Here is a 3,304-nt window from a genome sequence, read left to right on the forward strand (position 1 = left end):
TTCAGAAAGTGTGGGGCGCTGTGCTGATGTTTTTCATCATCTCGGCCACACCATTTACGTGAAAAAATGAGGAACAATTAATGACCTCGTTGGCGATGCATTTGGCAACCGACAATCGGAATTTCAGCCGATTTTATCATCCCCAACAAAAAGTGGATTGGGTAAAGGTTTTGCCCGGTGGGTTGTACTGTACGATGCGACAAGAGGTCATTTGTACCGGTTTAGGTTCTTGCGTTACCGCCTGTATGTGGGACCAAGCGGCCAAAGTTGGGGGGATGAACCATTTTTTATTGCCTTTTGATCAGCATTCACAAATTGATCACTGGCATCCTGATGATATTGCTTCAACCGCCTCTCGTTATGGTTGCTATGCGATGGAGCTACTGATTAATCAGTTGATCAAAATGGGGGCTGAGCGTCAGCGCTTACGAGTAAAACTCTTTGGTGGAGCACAAATGCTGGGTTTTAAAGCCATGATTGGCCAGAAAAACATAGATTTCATCAAAAACTATGTTGAGCAAGAAAGGCTTATTGTCGAAGCCAGTGACTTGGGGGGGGACGAACCGAGAAAAGTCATTTTCGAACCCATGACAGGTAAAGTGTGGCTAAAAAGAATTCCATTGACCGAAGTGAGCCGGTTAAGTTTTCAAGAAAAGGTTTATGCCACACAGTTGGATCGTAAAGCGCATAAAGAGAGTGATGATGTGGAGCTATTTAAATGAAAAAAATCAAAGTGCTGATTGTCGATGATTCTCCCGTTTTTAGAGCACTGCTCTGCGAGCTGATTAATGCTGACCCTATGTTAGATGTCGTCGCAATGGCACAAGATCCTTACCAAGCCCGAGAGCTTATCAAGCAGCACAACCCTGATGTGCTAACGCTAGATATTGAAATGCCAAAAATGAATGGCGTGCAATTTTTAAAAAATATTATGCGGTTACGCCCTATGCCGGTAGTGATGATTTCAACCTTGACCCAGCATGGCGCTCAAGCCACGTTAGAAGCATTAGAGCTTGGTGCAGTGGATTACTTCCCTAAACCGTCGGTCGAAAACACGGCTGAAATGGCAAGTTATAGGGAGCTGGTGAACGACAAAATAAAAATGGCGGCAGGGGCAAATGTCGTTCAATCGCATCATTCTGCGGCGGTTAATCAGGTCGAACTGATAGCGGCTAGCCACCAAGAGGCGCGTTATCAGTTGATCGCGATTGGAGCCTCAACGGGCGGAACAGAAGCATTAAAAAGCATATTCTCTGTTTTACCAGCAGGGTTGCCACCGATCGTGATCACTCAACATATCAGTGCGATGTTTACTCGCCCCTTTGCAGAGCGTTTGAATCTTTGTAGCGCCGTAGAGGTGAGAGAGTTGTCCGCTAATCAAGCGCCTTTAGTGAATGGATGCGCTTATGTTGCTCCCGGAGATAAGCATCTGATGGTGATAAAAAAAGGCACTCACCTTTACTGTCAAGTTGACGATAGACCTGCGGTCAATCGTCATAAACCCTCAGTAGATGTGATGTTTGATACGGTTGCTGAAAATGTGGGAGACAAAGCCATCGGTATCCTCTTAACAGGGATGGGTAAAGATGGAGCGCAAGGCATGCTCAAAATGAAGTTGTGTGGCGCATTGACTTTAGCTCAAGACGAAAAAACATCAGTGGTGTGGGGAATGCCCAAAGCGGCAGTAGAGATTGGCGCAACACAGAATATCAAAGCGTTAAATGCCATACCACAATGGATTTGTGATGAGCTCTATCGCTAGTGTTGTCTCATTAAATAAGCTCAACATAGAGAAGCAAGGAATGGGTGATGATAAATAAAACAGTGACACCAAAAGCAAAATATATTTTAGCTTTAGTTTTGCAGCTAATGGCCCTTTTTGCCGTCATGCTTCACTCCTCTAATTTATGGAGCATGGGGTTAATGATTTTTGCGGCAGCAATACCTTGGCTAGTATTGTCTATGAATTTTAGTGAACAAAACAAAGCTAAAGCCAACCAAAATAAGGTTGAAGAAGAGTCCACTCTTGAAACGCAGCAACATCTACAGAGTATTGAAAAACTGTTCAAAGAGACGCTACCTAAAGTGAGTAGCCCTTTAACCATGCAGCACACCGTGATTGAAGGTTCAGTAGAGACATTAAATAACGCATTTTTTGGCTTGCAAGATATCAGCCAAAAACAGAGTTACGTCTCAAGTACCTTGGTCAATAACTTATTGGCAAACCAAGGCAGCGAATATGATCTCACCACCGTACTACCAAAGACTGAGGCGATTATTGATGGCTTTGTGCAAATTCTGATTGATATTTCGGAGAAAAGTATTTCAGCGGTACACAGCATTCACGACATGTCAGAAAAATTGGATATGGTCTTTAAACTGTTAAATCAAGTGAGAAGCCTATCGGAACAGACCAACTTATTGGCGCTGAATGCGGCGATTGAAGCAGCGCGAGCGGGCGAGGCCGGGCGAGGCTTCGCGGTCGTGGCTCAAGAGGTGCGCGACTTGTCGGTTAAAGCAAGAACACTGAATACTCAAATTGAATCAGAAATTAATGTTGCTCAACAAACAGTACAAAGAGCAAACAAAACCGTTGGCGAAATGGCATCGATAGATATGACTCACGTGATTGAGTCGAAAGAGAAAGTGGACCACATGCTGCGTGGTGTCCAACAAGTGAATATAGAAATAGAGCAAGAAGTGCAAAAAATTCAAGAATTAGGACAAGAATTAACCCAGCAAGTGAGTAATGGCGTCCGTGCCCTTCAATTTGCTGACATTGTGGTTCAACAAAGTGATTATGCGCATGCGTCTATTGATTATTTGCAAGAAGCAAATGAGCTATTGAACGCTTTACTAACACAAAGCATGACTAAAGCAGCATGGGCAGAACAACTTCACCAATTGACAGAGCGCCTGCACAATCGAAGTGGTCCCGCCGCAATCCAAACTAATATGGACGAAGGCGAAGTCGAGCTTTTCTAGGAGGGAGTACGATGAGTATAGAAACTGAAATAGATAGCAATGCGAAACACATTACTATCGCGATTGATGGTGCTTTTGGCTTTAACCTAGTTAAAGAATTTCGTAATAGTTATTCACCCTATCGAGGTTTTAGATTCACCATTGATTTACGCAAGGTGGATTATATTGACAGTGCTGGTCTTGGCATGCTGCTCAATATGCAGAAATATCTTGAGCAAAGTGATGGCATGATCCGAATTACCAATACCTTACCCCAAATAAGGAAAATCTTACTGATTTCTCGATTTGATAAAAAATTTAGTATCGAATAATGCTTAAG

Annotated in this window: 4 protein-coding genes; all 4 read left to right on the top strand. The window is 43.3% G+C overall.

Features of this window, described 5'->3' with window-relative positions; all coding sequences use genetic code 11:
- The first annotated feature begins 80 nt into the window (after positions 1 to 80).
- From B9J87_RS15685 to B9J87_RS15700, 4 genes are read left to right on the top strand one after another with little or no spacing between them, the layout of a single operon-like run.
- On the top strand, positions 81 to 722 hold the full coding sequence (locus B9J87_RS15685) for a chemotaxis protein CheD (protein WP_013868213.1): 642 nt from the start codon (positions 81 to 83) through the stop codon (positions 720 to 722).
- Entirely contained in the window at positions 719 to 1,762 is a 1,044-nt protein-coding gene (locus tag B9J87_RS15690; protein WP_017042334.1) for a protein-glutamate methylesterase/protein-glutamine glutaminase, read from the top strand. Before B9J87_RS15685 ends, B9J87_RS15690 begins: the two co-directional genes overlap by 4 nt.
- A 44-nt stretch (positions 1,763 to 1,806) precedes the next feature.
- A complete protein-coding gene (locus B9J87_RS15695; protein ID WP_094151637.1) occupies positions 1,807 to 2,985 on the top strand; it encodes a methyl-accepting chemotaxis protein in 1,179 nt (392 codons plus the stop codon).
- A gap of 11 nt (positions 2,986 to 2,996) precedes the next feature.
- Positions 2,997 to 3,296, top strand: a complete 300-nt coding sequence (locus tag B9J87_RS15700; RefSeq protein ID WP_013868210.1) for an STAS domain-containing protein — start codon at positions 2,997 to 2,999, stop codon at positions 3,294 to 3,296.
- Positions 3,297 to 3,304 lie beyond the last annotated feature (8 nt).

The sequence above is a fragment of the Vibrio sp. V19_P1S1T109 genome, assembly GCF_002241375.1.
Taxonomy (GTDB): Bacteria; Pseudomonadota; Gammaproteobacteria; order Enterobacterales; family Vibrionaceae; genus Vibrio; species Vibrio anguillarum.

Bases quoted from the DNA above. Each gene is read 5' to 3' on its own strand.
- B9J87_RS15685 (WP_013868213.1), top strand. From the start codon at position 81: ATGACCTCGTTGGCGATGCATTTGGCAACCGACAATCGGAATTTCAGC.
- B9J87_RS15690 (WP_017042334.1), top strand. From the start codon at position 719: ATGAAAAAAATCAAAGTGCTGATTGTCGATGATTCTCCCGTTTTTAGA.
- B9J87_RS15700 (WP_013868210.1), top strand. From the start codon at position 2,997: ATGAGTATAGAAACTGAAATAGATAGCAATGCGAAACACATTACTATC.